15 protein-coding genes, 2 tRNA genes and 3 rRNA genes are annotated in these 22,075 nt (G+C 58.6%); 1 reads left to right on the forward strand and 19 read right to left on the reverse strand.

Annotated features, from left to right (window positions below; genetic code table 11):
* Positions 1–7: 7 nt before the first annotated feature.
* From ispH to murJ, 6 genes are all read right to left on the reverse strand, one after another.
* Complete coding sequence (gene ispH, locus PP4_RS23395) at positions 8–955, reverse strand: 4-hydroxy-3-methylbut-2-enyl diphosphate reductase (RefSeq protein WP_016501594.1); 948 nt, start codon at positions 953–955, stop codon at positions 8–10.
* Positions 956–969: 14 nt separating this feature from the next.
* Entirely contained in the window at positions 970–1,407 is a 438-nt protein-coding gene (gene fkpB, locus PP4_RS23400; protein WP_016501595.1) for an FKBP-type peptidyl-prolyl cis-trans isomerase, read from the reverse strand.
* Complete coding sequence (gene lspA / locus PP4_RS23405; RefSeq protein ID WP_016501596.1) at positions 1,400–1,915, reverse strand: signal peptidase II; 516 nt, start codon at positions 1,913–1,915, stop codon at positions 1,400–1,402. Before lspA ends, fkpB begins: the two co-directional genes overlap by 8 nt.
* Positions 1,908–4,739: an isoleucine--tRNA ligase gene (gene ileS, locus PP4_RS23410; protein WP_016501597.1), complete on the reverse strand. Its 2,832-nt coding sequence runs from the start codon at positions 4,737–4,739 to the stop codon at positions 1,908–1,910. Before ileS ends, lspA begins: the two co-directional genes overlap by 8 nt.
* Complete coding sequence (gene ribF, locus PP4_RS23415) at positions 4,736–5,686, reverse strand: bifunctional riboflavin kinase/FAD synthetase (protein ID WP_016501598.1); 951 nt, start codon at positions 5,684–5,686, stop codon at positions 4,736–4,738. Before ribF ends, ileS begins: the two co-directional genes overlap by 4 nt.
* Positions 5,687–5,804: 118 nt before the next feature.
* Positions 5,805–7,343, reverse strand: coding sequence for a murein biosynthesis integral membrane protein MurJ (gene murJ, locus PP4_RS23420; RefSeq protein ID WP_016501599.1), 1,539 nt, complete (start codon positions 7,341–7,343; stop codon positions 5,805–5,807).
* Positions 7,344–7,593: 250 nt separating this feature from the next.
* Here murJ and rpsT point away from each other — a divergent pair, with 250 nt between their 5' ends.
* Positions 7,594–7,872: a 30S ribosomal protein S20 gene (rpsT, locus tag PP4_RS23425; protein WP_003247625.1), complete on the forward strand. Its 279-nt coding sequence runs from the start codon at positions 7,594–7,596 to the stop codon at positions 7,870–7,872.
* A 247-nt stretch (positions 7,873–8,119) separates the two neighbouring features.
* On the opposite strand, the gene PP4_RS23430 is transcribed toward rpsT, so the two are convergent.
* The 13 genes from PP4_RS23430 to ilvN form a co-directional block, all read right to left on the reverse strand.
* The gene (locus PP4_RS23430) at positions 8,120–10,420 is read right to left on the reverse strand and encodes a PqiB family protein (RefSeq protein WP_016501600.1); all 2,301 of its coding nucleotides are present in this window, start codon (positions 10,418–10,420) and stop codon (positions 8,120–8,122) included.
* Complete coding sequence (locus PP4_RS23435; protein WP_016501601.1) at positions 10,413–11,036, reverse strand: paraquat-inducible protein A; 624 nt, start codon at positions 11,034–11,036, stop codon at positions 10,413–10,415. The genes PP4_RS23430 and PP4_RS23435 overlap by 8 nt, the downstream gene beginning before the upstream one ends.
* Positions 11,023–11,682, reverse strand: coding sequence for a paraquat-inducible protein A (locus PP4_RS23440; RefSeq protein WP_016501602.1), 660 nt, complete (start codon positions 11,680–11,682; stop codon positions 11,023–11,025). The genes PP4_RS23435 and PP4_RS23440 overlap by 14 nt, the downstream gene beginning before the upstream one ends.
* A 255-nt stretch (positions 11,683–11,937) precedes the next feature.
* A 5S ribosomal RNA gene (rrf, locus tag PP4_RS23445) occupies positions 11,938–12,053 on the reverse strand.
* Between the two features lie 134 nt (positions 12,054–12,187).
* Positions 12,188–15,079: ribosomal RNA gene (locus PP4_RS23450) — 23S ribosomal RNA — on the reverse strand.
* Positions 15,080–15,323: 244 nt separating this feature from the next.
* A tRNA-Ala gene (locus PP4_RS23455) sits at positions 15,324–15,399 on the reverse strand.
* Between the two features lie 24 nt (positions 15,400–15,423).
* Positions 15,424–15,500 (reverse strand) — tRNA-Ile (locus PP4_RS23460).
* Between the two features lie 87 nt (positions 15,501–15,587).
* Positions 15,588–17,124: ribosomal RNA gene (locus PP4_RS23465) — 16S ribosomal RNA — on the reverse strand.
* Together the 16S, 23S and 5S rRNA genes with 2 tRNA genes alongside form the textbook arrangement of a ribosomal RNA operon.
* A gap of 681 nt (positions 17,125–17,805) precedes the next feature.
* Positions 17,806–18,417 (reverse strand): protein-methionine-sulfoxide reductase heme-binding subunit MsrQ, encoded by a 612-nt coding sequence (gene msrQ, locus PP4_RS23470; protein ID WP_016501603.1) that lies wholly within the window; start codon positions 18,415–18,417, stop codon positions 17,806–17,808.
* Positions 18,417–19,430, reverse strand: coding sequence for a protein-methionine-sulfoxide reductase catalytic subunit MsrP (msrP, locus tag PP4_RS23475; protein WP_016501604.1), 1,014 nt, complete (start codon positions 19,428–19,430; stop codon positions 18,417–18,419). Before msrP ends, msrQ begins: the two co-directional genes overlap by 1 nt.
* A gap of 79 nt (positions 19,431–19,509) precedes the next feature.
* Positions 19,510–20,361 (reverse strand): CDP-diacylglycerol--serine O-phosphatidyltransferase, encoded by an 852-nt coding sequence (gene pssA / locus PP4_RS23480; protein ID WP_016501605.1) that lies wholly within the window; start codon positions 20,359–20,361, stop codon positions 19,510–19,512.
* Between the two features lie 150 nt (positions 20,362–20,511).
* Positions 20,512–21,528: a ketol-acid reductoisomerase gene (gene ilvC / locus PP4_RS23485; protein ID WP_003250043.1), complete on the reverse strand. Its 1,017-nt coding sequence runs from the start codon at positions 21,526–21,528 to the stop codon at positions 20,512–20,514.
* Between the two features lie 54 nt (positions 21,529–21,582).
* Positions 21,583–22,074 carry an acetolactate synthase small subunit gene (ilvN, locus tag PP4_RS23490; RefSeq protein ID WP_003250040.1) on the reverse strand — a complete coding sequence of 164 codons (492 nt, stop codon included), beginning with the start codon at positions 22,072–22,074 and terminating at the stop codon, positions 21,583–21,585.
* Position 22,075 lies beyond the last annotated feature (1 nt).

Below are 22,075 nucleotides of genomic sequence, written 5' to 3' on the forward strand. Positions count from 1 at the left end.
GCTTCAGTCAGATCAGCGAGCGAACCCGCAGCTCTTTTGGCATCGAGAAGGTGATGTTCTCTTCACGCCCATCCAGCTCTTCAGCACCGGTAGCGCCCCAGGCCTTGAGCTGTTCGATCACGCCACGTACCAGCACTTCGGGGGCCGAAGCACCGGCAGTAATGCCAATACGCGCCGCCTGTTCGAACCAGCCCTGTTGCAGGTCCTCGGCACCATCGATCAGGTAGGCCGGGGTGCCCATGCGTTCGGCCAGCTCACGCAGGCGGTTGGAGTTGGAGCTGTTCGGGCTGCCGACTACCAGCACCACGTCGCACTCGCCCGCCAGTTGCTTGACGGCGTCCTGGCGGTTCTGGGTGGCGTAGCAGATGTCGTCCTTGCGCGGGCCACCGATGTTCGGAAAGCGCGCACGCAGGGCGTCGATGACGCGGCTGGTGTCGTCCATCGACAAGGTGGTCTGGGTCACGAAGGCCAGGTGGTCAGGGTCGCGCACCTGCAGCCTGGCTACATCATCTTCGTCTTCGACGAGGTAGATGGAACCACCGTTGCTGGCGTCGTACTGGCCCATGGTGCCTTCGACTTCCGGGTGCCCTTCGTGGCCGATGAGAATGCACTCACGGCCGTCGCGGCTGTACTTGGCCACCTCGATGTGCACCTTGGTCACCAGCGGGCAGGTGGCATCGAACACTTTCAGGCCACGGCCAGCCGCTTCCTGGCGCACGGCCTGGGAAACACCGTGGGCACTGAAGATGACGATGACATCGTCCGGCACCTGGTCCAGCTCTTCGACGAAGATGGCACCGCGGTTGCGCAGGTCTTCTACCACGAACTTGTTGTGCACCACTTCGTGACGCACATAGATCGGCGGGCCGAAGACTTCCAGCGCGCGGTTGACGATCTCGATCGCCCGGTCGACCCCCGCGCAAAAGCCGCGAGGGTTGGCGAGTTTGATTTGCATGATCGGCTCCAGGCTTACAGGGCCTTCACCTCGAGGATCTCCACCTCGAAGGTCAGGGTCTTGCCAGCCAGTGGGTGATTGAAGTCGATGGTCACCTGGTCGTCATCGAACGCTTTGACCACACCCGGCAGCTCGGCGTTGGCGGCATCGTTGAAGATGATCAGCAGCCCGTCGGACAGCTCCATGCCCTCGAAGTTGGACCGCGGCATGACTTGCACGTTTTGCGGGTTGGGCTGGCCGAAGGCGTTCTCCGGGGCCACTACCACGGTGCGCTTGTCACCGGCCTTGAAGCCGAACAGCGCGTTTTCGAAGCCCGGCAACAGGTTGCCATCGCCAACCTTGAAGGTGGCCGGAGCTTTGTCGAACGTGCTGTCGACGGTGTCGCCGTTTTCCAGGTGCAGCGCGAAGTGCAGGGTGACTTCGGTGTTCTGGCCGATACGGGTGTCAGTCATGGACCGGATCCTCGGACTTCTTGCTCTTGAACATATCCAGCGCCAGCATCACCGCACCAACGGTGATGGCGCTGTCGGCCACGTTGAAGGCCGGGAAGTAATGGCGGTTTTGCCAGTGCACCAGGATGAAGTCGACCACATGGCCCAGCACGACGCGGTCGTACAGGTTGCCAATGGCGCCACCCAACACCAGCGCCAGCGCCACGGCCAGCCAGGTTTCGTTGCGCCCCAGGCGCTTGAGCCACACCACCAGCACGGCACTGACCACCACGGCGATCAGGGCGAACAGCCAGCGCTGCCAGCCAGCGCCATCAGCGAGGAAGCTGAAAGCGGCGCCGGTGTTGTAGGCCAAGGTCCAGCTGAAGTAGTCAGGGATGACCACAATCTGCTGGTACATGGTCAGGGCGTTGTTGAAATACAGCTTGGTGGCCTGGTCGACGACCAGCACCAGCAAGCTCAGCCAAAGCCATGCAAGGCGCCCAAAGCGCCCCACTGCCGGGTTAGGCATAGTGACGCACCTCGCCCGAACCGGTCAGGTTATCGACGCAACGGCTGCAGATTTCCGGGTGCTCCGGGTGGCTGCCTACGTCGGCGCGGAAGTGCCAGCAACGGCCGCACTTGGCATGGCCGGACTTGACCACTTTCAGCTTGAGGCCTTCGACTTCGGTGGCCACGGCGTCCGCCGGTGCCTGCACGAACGGCACCACGCTGGCGGCCGAGGTGATCAGCACGAAGCGCAGCTCGTCGCCCAGCTTGCCCAGGTCGGCGCTCAGGCCTTCGTCGGCGTACAGGGTGACTTCGGCCTGCAGGTTGCCGCCGATGACCTTGGCGGTACGCTGGTTTTCCAGCTCCTTGTTGACCGATGCCTTCACCGCCATTACACGGTCCCAGTAGGCGCGGTCCAACTCGGTGCCTTCCGGCAGCTCGCTCAGGCCCTGGTACCAGCTGTTGAGCATCACCGACTCGTTGCGCTCGCCCGGCAGGTATTGCCAGATTTCGTCAGCGGTGAACGCCAGGATCGGCGCAATCCAGCGCACCAGCGCTTCGCTGATGTGGTACAGCGCGGTCTGGCAGGAACGGCGGGCGACACTGTTGGCGCCGGTGGTGTACTGGCGGTCCTTGATGATGTCGAGGTAGAAGCCGCCCAGCTCCTGCACGCAGAAGTTGTGCACCTTGGAGTAGACGTTCCAGAAACGGTACTCGCTGTAGTGCTCTTCAAGCTCGCGTTGCAGCAGCAGGGTACGGTCCACGGCCCAGCGGTCCAGTGCCAGCATGTCTTCCGGGGCCAGCAGGTCGCGGGCCGGGTCGAAACCGGACAGGTTGGACAGCAGGAAGCGCGCGGTATTGCGGATACGGCGGTAAGCGTCGGCGCTACGCTGCAGGATCTGCTCGGAAACCGCCATTTCACCGGAATAGTCAGTGGCCGAAACCCACAGGCGCAGGATGTCGGCACCCAGGGTGTTGTTGACCTTCTCCGGCTCGATGGTGTTACCCAGCGACTTGGACATCTTGCGGCCGTTCTCGTCCACGGTGAAGCCGTGGGTCAGCAGTTCGCGGTACGGCGCGTGGTTGTCGATGGCGCAACCGGTGAGCAACGACGAGTGGAACCAGCCACGATGCTGGTCGGAGCCTTCCAGGTACAGGTCGGCGACCGGGCCGGTGGCGTGGCCGATATCGTGCGAGCCACGCAGCACGTGCCAGTGGGTGGTGCCGGAGTCGAACCACACGTCCAGGGTATCGGTGATCTTGTCGTACTGGCCGGCTTCTTCACCCAGCAGTTCGACGGCATCCAGCTTGAACCAGGCTTCGATACCTTCCTGTTCAACGCGCTTGGCCACCGCTTCCATCAGTTCGACGGTACGTGGGTGCAGCTCGCCGGTCTGCTTGTGCAGGAAGAACGGGATCGGCACACCCCAGTTGCGCTGACGCGAGATGCACCAGTCCGGGCGGTTGGCGATCATCGAGTGCAGGCGCGCCTGGCCCCAGGCCGGTACGAACTTGGTTTCTTCGATGGCTTTGAGGGCGCGCTCACGCAGCGGCTCGCCAGCGCTTGGCTGCTTGTCCATGCCGACGAACCACTGCGCGGTTGCGCGGTAGATCAGCGGGGTCTTGTGGCGCCAGCAGTGCATGTAGCTGTGGCTGATGGTTTCGGTGTGCATCAGCGCACCGGCTTCGCTCAGCTTCTCGACGATGGCCGGGTTGGCCTTCCAGATGAACTGGCCGCCGAAGAACTCCAGCGACTCGACATACACGCCGTTGCTCTGCACCGGGGTGAGAATGTCGTCGTTGACCATGCCGTAGCGCTTGCAGGTGACGAAGTCGTCTTCACCGTAGGCAGGCGCGGAGTGAACCACACCGGTACCGGCGCCCAGTTCGACATAGTCGGCCAGGTAGACAGGCGACAGGCGGTCGTAGAACGGGTGGCGGAAGTTGATCAGCTCCAGGGCCGAACCCTGGGCAGTGGCGACGACCGAGCCTTCCAGGTTGTAGCGCTTGAGGCACGACTCGACCAGCTCTTCGGCCAGCACCAGCAGACGCTCGCCGGTATCGACCAGGGCGTACTTGAACTCCGGGTGGATGTTCAGCGCCTGGTTGGCGGGGATGGTCCACGCAGTGGTGGTCCAGATCACGATGGCGGCCGGCTTGGCCAGCGCCTCCAGCCCGAAGGCGGCAGCCAGCTTGGCCTCGTCGGCAATCGGGAAGGCCACGTCGATGGTCTGGGATTTCTTGTCGGCGTATTCGACTTCCGCTTCAGCCAGGGCCGAACCGCAATCGAAGCACCAGTTCACAGGCTTGAGGCCCTTGAACACGAAGCCTTGCTTGACCATCTCGGCCAGGGCGCGGATTTCACCGGCCTCGTTGGCGAAGTTCATGGTCTTGTACGGGTTGTCCCAGTCACCCAGTACACCCAGGCGAATGAACTCGGTCTTCTGCCCTTCGATCTGCTCGGCGGCGTACTCGCGGCACAGCTCGCGGGTGCGGTCGGCAGACAGGTGCTTGCCGTGGGTAACCTCGACCTTGTGCTCGATCGGCAGGCCATGGCAGTCCCAACCCGGTACATACGGCGCATCGTAGCCGGCCAGGGTCTTGGAGCGGACGATCATGTCCTTGAGGATCTTGTTCAGCGCATGACCGATGTGAATCTTGCCGTTGGCATAGGGCGGGCCGTCGTGCAGGACGAACTTGGGACGATCCTTGCCAATTTCGCGCAGCTTCTGGTACAGGCCAATGCTGTCCCAGCGCTGCAGGATCTGCGGTTCGCGCTGAGGCAGGCCGGCCTTCATGGGGAAGGCGGTGTCCGGAAGGTTAAGCGTGGCTTTGTAGTCGGTCATTTCAGGCTCTTCGTTAGCGGTTGAGCGTGCCAATGTGCACGTGCGGCGGCGATATCCGCATCGATCGCCGACTTCAGCGCCTCCAGGGAGGCGAATCGCTGCTCTTCACGCAGCTTGTGGTGGAACTCCACCGTCAGACGCCGGCCATACAGGTCGCCGGCAAAATCAAGAAGATGAATCTCCAGGTGCGGGCGCCCATCACCGGCAACGGTGGGACGCACGCCAATATTGCCTACACCCGGCCAGGCCTTGCCGTCGATTTCGATGCTGGCCAGGTAGACCCCGGACAGCGGCACGCGGCGGCGCTTGAGCTGGATGTTGGCGGTAGGTGTGCCGAGCTGGCGAGCCAGCTTCTGGCCATGCAGCACACGGCCGGTGATGCTGTACGGGCGGCCCAGCAGGTGCTCGGCCAGCTCGAAGTTACCTTCGCACAGGGCTTTGCGCACTTCGGTGCTGCTGACCCGCAGGCCGTCCTGGATTACCGTGTTGGCGGCCTCGACGGTGAAGCCGTACTGCTTGCCGGCCTCGATCAGGAAGGCAAAGTCGCCGGCGCGGTCGCAGCCAAAGCGGAAGTCATCACCCACTTCGAGGTGGCGCACGCCCAGGCCGTCGACCAGGATGGCTTTGACGAAGGCATCGGCGCTGAGCTTGCTCAGGCGCTGATTGAACGCCAGGCACAGCACCCGGTCGATGCCCTCGGCGGCCAGCAGTTCGACCTTGTCGCGCAGGCGGGCCAGGCGCGCCGGTGCGGTATCGGGGGCGAAGTACTCGCGTGGTTGCGGTTCGAAGATCACCACGCAGGTCGGCAGGCCCAAGGCCTGACCGCGCTCGCGCAGGCGCGCCAGGATAGCCTGGTGGCCGCGGTGAACCCCGTCGAAGTTGCCAATGGTGGCGACACAGCCCCGGTGCTCGGGGCGCAGGTTGTGAAGACCTCGAACCAGCTGCATAACGCGCTTCTTGCTCATAAAGTGGCCGATTATAACCACACCCGGGCGCCGGTGACAGGCAGCAGCGCCCAAGGGCGGCGTGGAATATGAAAAACCGACGCCTGACCCGCCTGACGCCTCAGTGCAGGGCCTTGCGAGCGAAGTGCCGGGGCCGGAAGCCGCACAGGTACAGGCAGCCGAAATACGTCAAGACACCTGCCACAATCAACGCCCCAAGCCGCAGGAAGCGCTCAAGCATGATGCCCTGCTCCCAGGCCGGCATATAGTGCATGCCTGCCAACAGTACCGCCGACATCAGCACCACTGCCAAGACAAGCTTGAGCAGGAACATTGCCCAGCCTGGCTGTGGCTCGAACAACTGCTGGCTGCGCAGCTTCCAGAACAGCAAGCCGGCATTCAGGCAGGCACCCAGGCTGATTGCCAATGCCAGGCCGGCATGTGCAAGCGGGCCGACCAGGGCGAGGTTGAACAACTGGGTACAGACCAGGGTGAAAATCGCAATCTTTACCGGCGTGCGGATATTCTGCTGCGCATAGAAGCCGGGTGCCAGCACCTTGACCAGAATGATCGCCAGCAAACCTACCGAATAGGCCATCAGCGCCCGCTGTGTCATGGCCGCATCAAACGCACTGAACTTGCCATATTGAAAGAGCGCAACGGTCAGCGGCTCGGCAAGGATGGCCAAGGCCAAGGTGCACGGCAGCACCAGCAGGAAGCACAGGCGCAGGCCCCAGTCGAGGATCCGCGAGTATTCCTCGCGGTCCTTGTTGGCGTAGGTCTTGGCCAGGGTAGGCAGCAGGATGGTGCCCAGGGCCACGCCCAGCACGCCTGAAGGCAGCTCCATGAGGCGGTCGGCGTAATACATCCACGACACCGAGCCGGCCACCAGGAACGAGGCGAAGATGGTGTTGATGATCAACGAAATCTGGCTCACCGACACCCCGAGAATCGCCGGCAGCATCTGTTTGAGTACCCGCCACACACCCGCGTCCTTGAGGTTCAGGCGCGGCAGTACGAGCATGCCGATCTTCTTCAACGCTGGCAGCTGGTACAGCAACTGCGCCAGGCCACCCGCCAGCACGCCCCAGGCCAGGGCCATGATTGGCGGGTTGAAGTACGGCGTCAGCAGCACGGCGAAGGCAATCATCGCCACGTTCAACAGGGTGGGGGTGAACGCCGGTACCGAGAAGCGGTTCCAGGTATTGAGGATCGCACCGGCCAGGGAAGACAGCGAGATCAGCAATATATAAGGAAAGGTCACCCGCAACAGGGAGGTGGTCAGCTCGTATTTTTCTGCGTTGTCGACAAAGCCTGGGGCTGTTGCCCACACCACCCACGGCGCCGCGAGGATGCCGATGGCAGTCACCAGGGCGAGGACCAGGGTCAGCAGGCCGCTGACATAAGCGATGAAGGTACGTGTCGCCTCCTCGCCCTGCTGGGTCTTGTATTCGGCCAGGATCGGAACAAAGGCCTGGGAAAACGCACCCTCGGCGAAAATGCGCCGCAGCAGGTTGGGCAGTTTGAACGCGATGAAAAAGGCGTCGGTTGCGACGCCGGCACCAAAGATGCGCGCCAGGATGGTGTCGCGAACGAAGCCCAGCACCCGCGAAATCATGGTGATCGAGCTTACTGCAGCCAGGGATTTGAGCAGGTTCATCGAAAAGATTCACGCCAATGGCAGAGGACGCTGCCAGACAGCGTCCGAATGTGCGATACTCCCGCGCCTTCGCAGGGGAGCCAAAAATTCCCGAGTGTACAGGTCGCGCAGCAGAAAGGAATCTTTCCCTCTTGTTGGCGCACCGCTCGGCGGAACCTTGCAGGTGGCCTTGACAATCGATCTCTTGATCGGCATGATTCGCGGCCTATTTTGTTTGCTATTTACCTAAAGTCTTTCGAGGAGCTCGACGGTGGCCAACACACCTTCCGCCAAGAAACGTGCAAAACAGGCTGAGAAGCGTCGCAGCCACAACGCCAGCCTGCGTTCCATGGTCCGCACCTACATCAAGAATGTAGTTAAAGCCATTGACGCAAAAGACGCCGAAAAAGCGCAAGCCGCTTACGTTCTGGCTGTACCTGTAATCGACCGTATGGCCGACAAAGGTATCATCCACAAGAACAAAGCTGCTCGTCACAAAGGCCGTCTGAATGGCCACATCAAGGCGCTGAAAGAAGCTGCAGCTGCCTAAGCGACGCGCTATTCGAAAAACCGACCCTAGGGTCGGTTTTTTGTTGCCTGCGATTTATGCTTGCGGGCAAGGCTCCATGTGGAACTCGGTCTTTGTGGGAGCGGCCTTGCGTCGCGAAAGGGCTGCAGAGCAGCCCCGGCAATCTCAGCTTCTGCGCTAAGACCGAGGGGCCGCTACGCGCCCCTTTCGCGACGCAAGGCCGCTCCCACAAAAAAGCGGGGCCGCGGTTGGCGGCCCTACTTTTACATTACTTGGCTATCTGAATCTTCGGCGCCCACTGCAGCCAGTCATCCTCTGCCTTGTCGAACAAGGCGAAGGTCTGCTGCGGCCGTGCCGGGTTGCCCATCTGCTCGCCATCCGGCGTTGCAAAGGCGATACCGCCATCGATCAGAGTCTCCACCGACTCGGTACGCACGGTAGCCCCCTTGAACAGCCCCCAGTCGAAACCGAAGCCACTGCTGTTCCAGAACCGGCTGCCACTACGGACCAGGGCTGCATAGCGCGGCTCGATGAGGATATGGATCAGCACGCGGTCAGCGCTCTGGCCCAACTCGAAACCCGTCACCTTGCCAACCGCAACCTCTCGATAGGTCACTGGCACACCCGGCTTGATCGAACCACGCCGCGGCGCACTGAGCGTCAATGGCAAGCCCACCTCCGGCCCAGCCACTTGCGGGGCATCGGCCAAGGCGATGAAGTCGCGCTGCGGGCCACGGTCCTTGGCTGCCGGCTGCACCTCCAGGTACTGCCCGCCAATCAGCGTGTCGAGGTTCTCGGTGCGTACCAGGCCCAAGGCTGGCTTGACCACCCAGAACTGCGTACCGGCACGGGCAATACGGTCCGCCGCCTCGGTGATACGTGCCCGCAGCAGCACTGCCTGCAAGTCATCGGTCAGGTCGACGCTCTCGATACTGCCCACATCCAGGCCACGGAAGCGGATTGGCGTACCCGGCTTCAGGCCATCTGCACGGTCTACACGGACGGTGATCAAGGTACCCGCGCGGTTTACCGCTTCCTGGCTGTCATGCAGACGGAAGCGTGGAATGTGGCGCTTCAGCGCCACATCGGGCCGTGGCGTGTCGAACGCAATACCGCCGGCCATCAGCGTTTGCAGCGATTCACTCTTGATCTTGATGCCCGACAGCCCCCCGGTCAGGGTAATGCCACTGACGTTCCAGAAGCGCGACGAGCCGTTGACCAGCTTTTCGTATTCCTTCTCGATATGCACACCGATCAGGATACGGTTGCTGTTACGAGCAAACTGGTAGCTCTGCACGCTACCCACCTTGACCTGGCGGTACATCACCGGGCTGCCGATTTCCAGAGAACCCAGGGTATCGGCGAACAACACCATGTGCAGGCCTGGCGCCTTGAGGTCGAGCGGCGGCGCCTTGGCACGGGCCTCGAACTCACGCTCGGGCCGTTCACCCTTCTCACCCGGGCGGATGGCGATGTAGTTACCTTTGACCAGCGCCTCCAGGCCGGTGATACCTGCCAGGGAAATCGACGGCTTGACCACCCAGAACTGCGTGCCCTCGACCAGATAGTCTTCGGTGAGCGGGTCCAGCGTCAGCTCGGCCGATGCGCTGGACAGGTTGTCTTCCATCTTCAGGGCTTTCAACGAGCCCACCTGGATGCCCTTGTACATGACCGGCGTGCGGCCTGCCTGCAGGCCCTCGTAATCGCTCAGCTTTACCTTGACCCGTATACCCGCCTGGGCGGCGTCGAAGTCTTCATAAAGGCGGAATGGCAGGCTAGGATCGGTAGGCGGGCTGTCCTTGCGGTACTCCGGCGTGGCAAAGGCGATACCACCGGCCACAATGCTCGACAGCGACTCGCTGCGAACCTTCACACCTGACAGCGAAGCATCGATGCTGACGCCGCTGGCGTTCCAGAAACGCGTGTGCTTGCGCACCAGGCTGGCGTAGGCGGGCTCGATGAACACCTTGATCTCGACGGTGCTCTGGTCCTCGGACAGGCGATAGCTTTTCACCCGACCCACCTGGATCTGCTTGTAGAAGATCGGGCTGTCACGGTTGAGCGAACCCAGCCTGTCGGCTTTGAGGGTCAGATGCAGGCCAGGCTCCGAATCCGAGAGCGGCGGCGCAACCTTCAGGGCGGTAAAGCGCTTGGTACGCTCGCCCTCCCCCGGGCTGACGGCAATGTAGTTACCCGACACCAGTGTTTCAAGGCCGGTAATACCCGCCAGGCTGACACTCGGCTTCACCAGCCAGAAACGCGTGCCTTTGGTCAGGTGTGGTTCGGCGTCCTTGTTCATCTCGATGGTGGCGATCACACCTTGGTTGTCGCCCTTGGCGTCGAGCAACAAGCTCTTCACTTTGCCTACCGGCATGCCCTTGTAGATGACTTCGGTCTTGTTGGCGACGATACCTTCACCCGACTCGAAGCGGACTTCAATTTCCACGCCGGCCTTGCTATAGGCCTGCCACGCGAGCCAGCCACCGATCATCAGGGCGATCAAAGGCAGGATCCAGATGGCCGACCAGTTCGAGGCTGGCCGGGTTTTAGCCGTTGGCAGGTCACTCATGGTCGTCATCCGACTCCGTGTTATCCCAAATCAGTCGGGGATCGAAAGTTAAAGCGGCAAGCATTGTCAGGATCACCACAGTTGCAAAGGCGACAGCGCCCAGATTGGCTTCGACACTGGCTATTCGGCCGAAATTCACCACTGCCACCAGGATGGCGATGACGAAGATATCGAGCATGGACCAGCGCCCAATGAATTCGATGAAGCGGTACATCAATATCCGTTGCCGCGCTGAAAGCGGCTGGTGACGCTGAACGGAGTACAACAGCAAACCGATGCCCACGAGCTTGAAGGTGGGCACCAGGATACTGGCAATGAACACCACCGCGGCAATCGGCACCATGCCGTGCTTGAGCAGGGTGATGACGCCGGACATGATCGTGTCGGGGCTGCCCTGGCCGAGTGTACTCACGGTCATGATCGGCAGCAGGTTGGCCGGGATGTACAGGATCGACGCGGCAATCAGCAGGGCCCAGGTACGTACGATACTGTTCGGGCGGCGGGCATGCACAATGGCGCCGCAACGTGTGCAGGTCTGCGAAGTGCCATCTGGCACTTGCCGGTTCAGTTCATGACATTCATTGCAGACAACAATGCCTGCATCAATCGCCCGCATGCAGGTCCTCCCCGGATAGTGCACTCCAGATCTGGTGCGGCGACATGACCACCTCCAGCCATACCTGGACCAATAACAGGCTGATGAAGCAGAACAGCCCCAGGCCCACGGTCAGTTCTGCCAGGTCTACCAGCTTGACGATAGCCACCAGCACACCCATGAAATAGACCTCGAGCATGCCCCAGTCACGCAAGTGGTGATAGATGCGGTAGAACAGCAGGCCGAAGTTGCGCCCCACGTTCAAGCGGATACTCAGCAATACCGCCAGTTGGCAAAGCAGTTTTGCCAGAGGGATGGCCATGCTGCACAGGAACACGACCACCGCCACACCGCGCATCTGCGAATTGTACAGGCCCAGTACGCCGCTCCAGACAGTATCGTCCGAGGTCTGGCCAAGCAGGTGCAGTTGCATGATCGGTAGAAAATTGGCAGGTACGAACAGCAACAGCGCGGTCAGTACCAGGGCCAGGCTGCGGTTGACTACATTGTGCCGGTGGGCATAGAGCTCGTAGCCGCAGCGGGGGCATTCGGCTTTTTCATCGCGCTGCAGCACAGGCTTGCGCAGCAACAGGTCGCATTCGTGGCAGGCGACAAGCTCGTCCAACGGCAATTGGGCCAGGGCATCGGGTTCGACAGGATTGGGCATATAGCGCTTCTGGATAGGTGCGTGGGCCTATTCTAGTGTTCTGGCTCGAATTGTGGGAGGCGACTTACCACAGATCCCTGTAGGAGCAGCCTTGTGCTGCGAAGAGGCCGGTAAGGCTAAAGATTATCTTCGGCTGCAATGGCCGCTTCGCAGCACAAGGCTGCTCCTACAGGGCTTCAGGCAGGGATGGGGATATTTGCGCCGCAAAGACAAAACCCCTACCTGCATGTGCAGATAGGGGTTTTGCGAAATGAATCTTGACGATGACCTACTCTCACATGGGGAAACCCCACACTACCATCGGCGATGCATCGTTTCACTACTGAGTTCGGGATGGGATCAGGTGGTTCCAATGCTCTATGGTCGTCAAGAAATTCTGTAGCCAGAATGTCCAGATGGACAGCCCAGCGAATCCGGATATGCGATATTTGTGGTTTGTTGCGAACTTTCGGTTCGTATCATCTTCACCACCGCAATCTGCGCTAGCAAATTGCTTGGGTGTTATATGGTCAAGCCTCACGGGCAATTAGTATTGGTTAGCTCAACGCCTCACAGCGCTTACACACCCAACCTATCAACGTCGTAGTCTTCGACGGCCCTTCAGGGGATTCAAGATCCCAGTGAGATCTCATCTTGAGGCAAGTTTCCCGCTTAGATGCTTTCAGCGGTTATCTCTTCCGAACATAGCTACCCGGCAATGCCACTGGCGTGACAACCGGAACACCAGAGGTTCGTCCACTCCGGTCCTCTCGTACTAGGAGCAGCCCCTCTCAAATCTCAAACGTCCACGGCAGATAGGGACCGAACTGTCTCACGACGTTCTAAACCCAGCTCGCGTACCACTTTAAATGGCGAACAGCCATACCCTTGGGACCGGCTTCAGCCCCAGGATGTGATGAGCCGACATCGAGGTGCCAAACACCGCCGTCGATATGAACTCTTGGGCGGTATCAGCCTGTTATCCCCGGAGTACCTTTTATCCGTTGAGCGATGGCCCTTCCATACAGAACCACCGGATCACTAAGACCTACTTTCGTACCTGCTCGACGTGTGTGTCTCGCAGTCAAGCGCGCTTTTGCCTTTATACTCTACGACCGATTTCCGACCGGTCTGAGCGCACCTTCGTACTCCTCCGTTACTCTTTGGGAGGAGACCGCCCCAGTCAAACTACCCACCATACACTGTCCTCGATCCGGATAACGGACCTGAGTTAGAACCTCAAAGTTGCCAGGGTGGTATTTCAAGGATGGCTCCATGAGAACTGGCGTCCCCACTTCAAAGCCTCCCACCTATCCTACACAAGCAAATTCAAAGTCCAGTGCAAAGCTATAGTAAAGGTTCACGGGGTCTTTCCGTCTAGCCGCGGATACACTGCATCTTCACAGCGATTTCAATTTCACTGAGTCTCGGGTGGAGACAGCGCCGCCATCGTTACGCCATTCGTGCAGGTCGGAACTTACCCGACAAGGAATTTCGCTACCTTAGGACCGTTATAGTTACGGCCGCCGTTTACCGGGGCTTCGATCAAGAGCTTCGCTTGCGCTAACCCCATCAATTAACCTTCCGGCACCGGGCAGGCGTCACACCCTATACGTCCACTTTCGTGTTTGCAGAGTGCTGTGTTTTTAATAAACAGTCGCAGCGGCCTGGTATCTTCGACCGGCATGGGCTTACGGAGCAAGTCCTTGACCCTCGCCGGCGCACCTTCTCCCGAAGTTACGGTGCCATTTTGCCTAGTTCCTTCACCCGAGTTCTCTCAAGCGCCTTGGTATTCTCTACCTAACCACCTGTGTCGGTTTGGGGTACGGTTCCCAGTTATCTGAAGCTTAGGAGCTTTTCTTGGAAGCATGGTATCAACCACTTCGTCGCCTAATGGCAACTCGTCATCAGCTCTCGGCCTTGAAATCCCGGATTTGCCTAAGATTCCAGCCTACCACCTTAAACCTGGACAACCAACGCCAGGCTGGCCTAACCTTCTCCGTCCCTCCATCGCAATAACTGGAAGTACAGGAATATTAACCTGTTTTCCATCGACTACGCTTTTCAGCCTCGCCTTAGGGACCGACTAACCCTGCGTCGATTAACGTTGCGCAGGAAACCTTGGTCTTTCGGCGTGCGAGTTTTTCACTCGCATTGTCGTTACTCATGTCAGCATTCGCACTTCTGATACCTCCAGCAAGCTTCTCAACTCACCTTCACAGGCTTACAGAACGCTCCTCTACCGCATCACCAAAAGGTGATACCCGTAGCTTCGGTGCATGGTTTGAGCCCCGTTACATCTTCCGCGCAGGCCGACTCGACTAGTGAGCTATTACGCTTTCTTTAAAGGGTGGCTGCTTCTAAGCCAACCTCCTAGCTGTCTAAGCCTTCCCACATCGTTTCCCACTTAACCATGACTTTGGGACCTTAGCTGACGGTCTGGGTTGTTTCCCTTTTCACGACGGACGTTAGCACCCGCCGTGTGTCTCCCATGCTCGGCACTTGTAGGTATTCGGAGTTTGCATCGGTTTGGTAAGTCGGGATGACCCCCTAGCCGAAACAGTGCTCTACCCCCTACAGTGATACATGAGGCGCTACCTAAATAGCTTTCGAGGAGAACCAGCTATCTCCGAGCTTGATTAGCCTTTCACTCCGATCCACAGGTCATCCGCTAACTTTTCAACGGTAGTCGGTTCGGTCCTCCAGTCAGTGTTACCTAACCTTCAACCTGCCCATGGATAGATCGCCCGGTTTCGGGTCTATACCCAGCGACTAAACGCCCTATTAAGACTCGCTTTCGCTACGCCTCCCCTATTCGGTTAAGCTCGCCACTGAATATAAGTCGCTGACCCATTATACAAAAGGTACGCAGTCACCTAACAAGTAGGCTCCCACTGCTTGTACGCATACGGTTTCAGGATCTATTTCACTCCCCTCTCCGGGGTTCTTTTCGCCTTTCCCTCACGGTACTAGTTCACTATCGGTCAGTCAGTAGTATTTAGCCTTGGAGGATGGTCCCCCCATATTCAGACAAAGTTTCTCGTGCTCCGTCCTACTCGATTTCATTGATAAGAGATTTTCGTGTACGGGGCTATCACCCACTATGGCCGCACTTTCCAGAGCGTTCCACTAATCTCAAACCAACTTAAGGGCTGGTCCCCGTTCGCTCGCCACTACTAAGGGAATCTCGGTTGATTTCTTTTCCTCAGGGTACTTAGATGTTTCAGTTCCCCTGGTTCGCCTCTTGCACCTATGTATTCAGTACAAGATAACCAGCTTGTGCTGGCTGGGTTCCCCCATTCAGAGATCTCTGGATCACAGTCTGTTTGCCGACTCCCCAAAGCTTTTCGCAGGCTACCACGTCTTTCATCGCCTCTGACTGCCAAGGCATCCACCGTATGCGCTTCTTCACTTGACCATATAACCCCAAGCAATCTGGTTATACTGTGAAGACGACATTCGCCGAAAATTCGCACGTTGCTCTTTCGAGCAGAACTCACAAATTTTACCTTAGCCTGATCCACCAGCAGTGAAACTGGTGTTCAGTCTATTTCTATCACATATCCGAATTTTTAAAGAACGATCTGACAAAAGTCAGAAATCAACATTCATCAACGAATGTTCATTTCTAAGTTCTGACAAGCTACTGCGTACGGCGAAAGTGGTGGAGCCAAGCGGGATCGAACCGCTGACCTCCTGCGTGCAAGGCAGGCGCTCTCCCAGCTGAGCTATGGCCCCGTATTCTACGGCTAAACCGTGGAATGGTAGGTCTGGGCAGATTTGAACTGCCGACCTCACCCTTATCAGGGGTGCGCTCTAACCAACTGAGCTACAGACCTATAACAGGGTCGCGTTACAGCATCGTCTTTATACAAGTGAATCAAGCAATTCGTGTGGGAGCTCATCAGCAGGCTGATGTCGTCGATTAAGGAGGTGATCCAGCCGCAGGTTCCCCTACGGCTACCTTGTTACGACTTCACCCCAGTCATGAATCACACCGTGGTAACCGTCCTCCCGAAGGTTAGACTAGCTACTTCTGGTGCAACCCACTCCCATGGTGTGACGGGCGGTGTGTACAAGGCCCGGGAACGTATTCACCGCGACATTCTGATTCGCGATTACTAGCGATTCCGACTTCACGCAGTCGAGTTGCAGACTGCGATCCGGACTACGATCGGTTTTGTGAGATTAGCTCCACCTCGCGGCTTGGCAACCCTCTGTACCGACCATTGTAGCACGTGTGTAGCCCAGGCCGTAAGGGCCATGATGACTTGACGTCATCCCCACCTTCCTCCGGTTTGTCACCGGCAGTCTCCTTAGAGTGCCCACCATAACGTGCTGGTAACTAAGGACAAGGGTTGCGCTCGTTACGGGACTTAACCCAACATCTCACGACACGAGCTGACGACAGCCATGCAGCACCTGTGTCAGAGTTCCCGAAGGCACCAATCCATCTCTGGAAAGTTCTCTGCATGTCAAGGCCTGGTAAGGTTCTTCGCGTTGCTTCGAATTAAACCACATGCTCCACCGCTTGTGCGGGCCCCCGTCAATTCATTTGAGTTTTAACCTTGCGGCCGTACTCCCCAGGCGGTCAACTTAATGCGTTAGCTGCGCCACTAAAATCTCAAGGATTCCAACGGCTAGTTGACATCGTTTACGGCGTGGACTACCAGGGTATCTAATCCTGTTTGCTCCCCACGCTTTCGCACCTCAGTGTCAGTATCAGTCCAGGTGGTCGCCTTCGCCACTGGTGTTCCTTCCTATATCTACGCATTTCACCGCTACACAGGAAATTCCACCACCCTCTACCGTACTCTAGCTTGCCAGTTTTGGATGCAGTTCCCAGGTTGAGCCCGGGGCTTTCACATCCAACTTAACAAACCACCTACGCGCGCTTTACGCCCAGTAATTCCGATTAACGCTTGCACCCTCTGTATTACCGCGGCTGCTGGCACAGAGTTAGCCGGTGCTTATTCTGTCGGTAACGTCAAAACACTAACGTATTAGGTTAATGCCCTTCCTCCCAACTTAAAGTGCTTTACAATCCGAAGACCTTCTTCACACACGCGGCATGGCTGGATCAGGCTTTCGCCCATTGTCCAATATTCCCCACTGCTGCCTCCCGTAGGAGTCTGGACCGTGTCTCAGTTCCAGTGTGACTGATCATCCTCTCAGACCAGTTACGGATCGTCGCCTTGGTGAGCCATTACCTCACCAACTAGCTAATCCGACCTAGGCTCATCTGATAGCGCAAGGCCCGAAGGTCCCCTGCTTTCTCCCGTAGGACGTATGCGGTATTAGCGTTCCTTTCGAAACGTTGTCCCCCACTACCAGGCAGATTCCTAGGCATTACTCACCCGTCCGCCGCTGAATCGAAGAGCAAGCTCTTCTCATCCGCTCGACTTGCATGTGTTAGGCCTGCCGCCAGCGTTCAATCTGAGCCATGATCAAACTCTTCAGTTCAATACTGCTTGGGTTTTTAAGAAACCCTAAACTTGGCTCAGCAATCTCAAATGACCATGTGATTTCTCGCATGGTCACTTGTGATGCTGATAATCTTGTTGACTATCAGTCCATACTCACAAGCACCCACACGAATTGCTTGACTCAATTTGTTAAAGAGCGTTTGGTTAAGAGCTTTTCGTCTCAACCGAGGCGCGCATTCTACGCTTTCCCCAGAGCCTGTCAAGCGTTTATTTTGAAGTTTTTTCCGAGAAACTCGTTTAGCTTCAAACACTTAACTCGCTGCGATCTCTCGTAGCGGGAGGTGAATCATACAGCGTTTAGAAGCGCTGTCAACCACCATTTCAACCGCTTGCGATCTTTCGATCGTAGCCCTTTCAGCACCACCTTAACTACCTAACTCATTGAATCTCAAGGAGTTTGTCGTTCCGATGTCGCTGGAAGTGGGGCGCATTATAAGGGGATTAAAAACCGCGTCAACACTTAATTTCAGTTATTTGAAATATTCCAGGCGAAGACTGTATCAAGGCCACCAGTTGCTCGCCACAACCCTTGTAGTGCCCATGAGATCGAGCGCCGCGCGGGCGGCGCTCGATCTCACAGGCGCCACTAGATCAAAGGCAAGCACCTTTCACAGCCACTACTATCTCAAGACTGACCCCTGGCAGCCCCACCCCACTCTCAAACCGCCCTACCCTGCTTCCTGCCAACCCTGCAAAGCACCCGCCCAACAGCAGGAACCCGCAGCACCATCAGCACAGCACCAATAAACGCATACACAACCCACTCCCGCAGGTCCGAGCGCACAATCCACAAAAAGTGCAGCAACCCCAGCCCAAGAACCAGATACACCAACCTGTGCAGCTTCTTCCACCGCGCCCCCAACCGCCGCTGGCTATACCGATTCGAAGTAACCGCCAAGGCCAGCAAGCACAGGAACCCCAGCGCACCGACAATAATGTAGGGCCGCTTGCGCAGCTCCACCGCCAACTGCCCCCAATCCAGCCCAAGAATAAAGAACAGGTAGCAGAGGATGTGCAGCACTATATAAGCAAACACCCACAACCCCAGCTGCCGGCGCACCACAATCCAGCCCGACCAGCCCGTCAGCTTCTGCAGTGGGCTCATGCTCAAGGTCACCAGCAGGAAGGTAAGCGCTCCAAGCCCAAGGCGATCCATCATGATTTTCCCAGGGTCAGGCCCCAGCAGGTTCATCGCCGCCTCATATAGCCACCACGCCGGAAACACGCATCCCACGATGAAGATCGCCAGGCGAAACCAGGGGTAACGCATCAATAGTTCTTCCGCAGATCAAGCCCTGTATACAGCGACGCCACTTCATCAGCGTAACCATTGAACATCTGCGTCTCTCGCACATTGGGGCTGAACAACCCGCTGGGCAACCGGCGTTCGCGCGCCTGGGTCCAGCGCGGGTGATCGACCGTCGGGTTCACGTTGGCATAAAAACCATATTCATCCGGCGCCAGCCCTTCCCAGGTCGTGCCGGGCTGCTCAGCGACCAGGCTGATGCGCACGATCGACTTGATGCTCTTGAAGCCATATTTCCACGGCACCACCAGGCGCAACGGCGCGCCATTCTGATTGGGCAGTTCGCGGCCATACATGCCGACCGCCAGGATCGCCAGCGGATGCATCGCCTCGTCCAGGCGCAACCCTTCTCTATAAGGCCAGTCGATCAAGGCGAACCCTGAACGCTGCCCAGGCATATGCTGTGGATCTTTCAACGTCTCGAAGCGTACATAGCGCGCCCTGGAAGTCGGCTCGACCTGCTGGAGTACCTGCGCCAGCGGGAACCCCAGCCACGGGATGACCATCGACCACGCCTCTACACAACGCAGCCGATAGATCCGCTCTTCGAGCTGATAAGGTTTGACGAAGTCTTCCAGCGCATAGCGCCCGGGCTTGCCCACCTCACCATCCACCACGATCGACCACGGTTCGGTCTTCAGGCTGTCGCCATTGGCGGCCGGGTCGCCCTTGTCAGGCCCGAATTCATAGAAGTTGTTGTAATGGGTAGCATCTTTGAACGGCGTGATTGCCTCGCCCTTAACCGTCACCGCCTGCCAGCGCGTGGCAGCGAGCTTGTCAGTGAACCAGGCCGGTGCGGCACCCGCCTGCACATCGGCATAAGGGGAAACTTCAGCAGCGCCCGCCCTGCCCGGCAATGCGCCCAGCGCCAGGCCGGCCAATGAGCCACCCAGCAGGGTGCGACGGGAAAGGTAGATGCCTTCGGGCGTGATCTCCGACGCCTTGCACTCGGAAGACCTGGGAAGCTTGATGAGCATGGGCGGCTCCATAGCACTGGATAACGGATGTACCAGTAAGACTATGGAGCCGGAGGGTTATTCCAGCGTTAAGCAATTTTCACGCTTTGCGCCGGCGCGCCTTCAACAGGAACTGGATCGGCCCCGACGCCGCATAGGCGAGGAAGATCAGCAGCAGGATGCGCGGCGGGTCGCTGAACACGACGGCAAACACCAGCACCACGGCAAGGATGGCCACGAATGGTACGCGCCCCTTGAGGTCCAGCTCCTTGAAGCTGTTGTATTTGATATTGCTGACCATCAGCATGCCGGCAGCTGCCACCAGCAGCGCCACCAGGAACGACAGCTTGGAGCCCTGGATACCGTAGTCGCTGAACGCCCACACGGTACCCGCTACCACACCTGCGGCAGCCGGGCTGGCCAGGCCGATGAAGTAGCGCTTGTCGGCGGTACCGACCTGGGTGTTGAAGCGCGCCAGGCGCAGCGCGGCACCGGCTACATAGATGAAGGCGACCATCCAGCCGACCTTGCCCATGTCACCCAGCGCCCAGCCAAAGGCCAGCAACGCAGGGGCCACACCGAAGGCGACCATGTCCGACAGCGAGTCATACTCGGCACCGAAGGCGCTCTGGGTATTGGTCATGCGCGCAACGCGGCCGTCCAGGCCGTCGAGCACCATGGCCACGAAGATGGCGATGGCGGCGAAGGCGAAGTACTTGCTCGCCTCGCGCGGGTCACCGGCACTCAGGGCGCTCTGTGCGCTCATCGAGCTGATGATGGAATAGAAGCCGGCAAACAGGTTGGCGGTGGTGAACAGGTTGGGCAGTAGGTAGATGCCGCGGTGGCGCACCTTGCGGCCTTCGGCGTCGTGCCCTTCTTCAATGTGCTCATCGATAGGTAGCAGGCTTTCGGCGTCGGAGGGCTTGTTCGGCTCTTCGGGACGTTCGCTCATAAAGGGTACCTTGCAACAGGATGGAAAATGTTCGACACGGGCCCGCGAAACAGGTTCTGACAGCAGGCCACTGGTCTGCTTTATACCAGAAGCGGGCTGCCAGAACGAAAAAACGCGGCCGAAGCCGCGTTTTTCATCTTTCGATAAGACTTAGTTCTTGGTCTTGTCGACGATTTTGTTAGCCGAGATCCACGGCATCATCGAGCGCAGTTGCTCGCCGATGATTTCGATACCGTGAGCGGCGTTGTTGCGGCGCTTGGCGGTCATCGATGGGTAGTTGGTAGCACCTTCGGAGATGAACATCTTCGCGTACTCGCCGTCCTGGATGCGCTTCAGGGCGTTGCGCATGGCCTTGCGGGATTCTTCGTTGATGACTTCCGGGCCGGTGACGTACTCACCGTATTCGGCGTTGTTGGAGATCGAGTAGTTCATGTTGGCGATGCCGCCTTCGTACATGAGGTCAACGATCAGCTTCAGTTCGTGCAGGCACTCGAAGTAGGCCATTTCCGGCGCGTAGCCAGCTTCGACCAAGGTTTCGAAACCGGCCTTGACCAGTTCAACGGTACCGCCGCACAGAACAGCCTGCTCACCGAACAGGTCGGTTTCGGTTTCGTCCTTGAAGGTGGTTTCGATGATGCCGGTACGGCCGCCACCAACGCCCGAAGCGTAGGACAGGGCAACGTTCTTGGCATTGCCCGAAGCATCCTGGTAGATAGCGATCAGGTCAGGGATGCCGCCGCCTTTGACGAACTCGGAGCGAACGGTGTGGCCCGGGGCCTTCGGCGCGATCATGATCACGTCGAGGTCGGCACGCGGTACAACCTGGTTGTAGTGGATCGAGAAGCCGTGGGAGAAGGCCAGGGTAGCGCCCTTCTTGATGTTCGGCTCGATCTCGTTCTTGTACAGAGCGCCCTGGAACTCGTCCGGGGTCAGGATCATGACCAGGTCAGCCGCAGCGACAGCGGTAGCAACGTCGGCAACTTTCAGGCCGTGGGCTTCAGCCTTGGCAACGGTAGCCGAACCTTTACGCAGACCGACGGTAACGTCTACACCGGAGTCCTTCAGGTTGCACGCTTGAGCGTGGCCCTGGGAGCCGTAACCGATGATGGCGACTTTCTTGCCCTGGATGATGGAAAGGTCGCAGTCTTTATCGTAGAAAACTTTCATGAAATACCCCTGGTTATATCTCGGCCCCTGCGGAGCCATCGCTAATTTTTGAATTTAGATGCTGAGCACTTTGTCGCCACGGGCAATGCCGGTAACGCCGCTGCGCACGGTTTCGAGAATCGATGCAGTGCCGATCGCCTGGATGAAGCTGTCCAGTTTGTCGCTGGTGCCGCTCAGCTGCACGGTGTACACGCTGGCGGTCACGTCGACGATCTGGCCACGGAAGATATCCGTGGTGCGCTTGATCTCGGCGCGCTGGGCACCGGTGGCCTTGACCTTGACCAGCATCAGTTCACGCTCGATGTGAGCACTTTCCGACAGGTCGACAAGCTTGACCACTTCGACCAGCTTGTTCAGGTTCTTGGTGATCTGTTCGATCACTTCGTCATGGCCAACGGTGGTCAGCGTCAGACGCGACAGGGTCGGGTCTTCGGTCGGCGCCACGGTCAGGCTTTCAATGTTGTAGTTGCGCTGGGAGAACAGGCCGACCACACGGGACAACGCACCTGGTTCGTTTTCCAGCAGCAGGGAAATGATGTGCCGCATA

The sequence above is a fragment of the Pseudomonas putida NBRC 14164 genome (genome assembly GCF_000412675.1).
GTDB classification, from domain to species: domain Bacteria; phylum Pseudomonadota; class Gammaproteobacteria; order Pseudomonadales; family Pseudomonadaceae; genus Aquipseudomonas; species Aquipseudomonas putida.